General features: G+C 43.8%; 1 protein-coding gene. It reads left to right on the top strand.

Going from position 1 to position 819, the window contains the following annotated elements; all coding sequences use genetic code 11:
- Positions 1 to 819, top strand: an 819-nt coding sequence (locus tag A3763_RS24690) for a tryptophan--tRNA ligase (protein WP_068760681.1), incomplete at both ends; no start/stop codon positions are given.

Here is an 819-nt window from a genome sequence, read left to right as displayed (position 1 = left end):
GCCTGAACATGCAGAGTTGCACCTATTGTTGTCAATGATGACGCCTTTAGGTTGGCTGGAACGTGTACCAACTTACAAAGACCAGCAAGAGAAGTTGAAAGAAAAAGATTTGGCAACTTACGGTTTCTTAGGTTATCCATTATTACAAAGTGCTGACATCTTAGTTTATCGTGCGGGTTTTGTTCCTGTTGGTGCTGACCAGGTAGCTCATGTCGAATTGACGCGTGAAATTGCTCGTCGCTTTAATCATTTATATGGTAAAGATCCGGGTTTTGAAGAGCAGGCTGAAGCAGCGATAAAGAAAATGGGTAAGAAAAACGCCAAGCTTTATCGTAATTTACAGAAGCGATTCCAAGAACAGGGCGACGATGAGGCTTTGGAAACTGCAAGAGCTTTGATCAAAGACCAGCAAAATATATCACTAGGCGATCGTGAACGCTTGTTTGGTTTTATTGAGGGAGGCGGTAAAGTGATTCTACCTGAGCCTCAGCCATTATTGACTGAAGCATCGAAGATGCCAGGTTTAGATGGTCAGAAAATGTCCAAATCTTACGGCAATACTATTGGCTTACGTGAGGATCCGGATTCGGTTACTCAAAAAATACGAACCATGCAGACAGACCCACAACGTGTACGCTTATCTGATCCGGGTGATCCAGATAAGTGCCCTGTGTGGAAGTTGCATGATGTTTATTCCGACGAAAGTACTAAATGCTGGGTTCGTGAAGGTTGCACCAGTGCAGGCATTGGTTGTTTGGAATGTAAGAACCCAATAATTGAAAAAGTGCTTGAAGAGCAGCGCCCAATTCGTGAACGTGC

This window comes from Oleiphilus sp. HI0128, from assembly GCF_001635365.1.
Note: the sequence above shows the minus strand (reverse complement) of the source record. Positions and strands in the feature narration are given on the sequence as shown.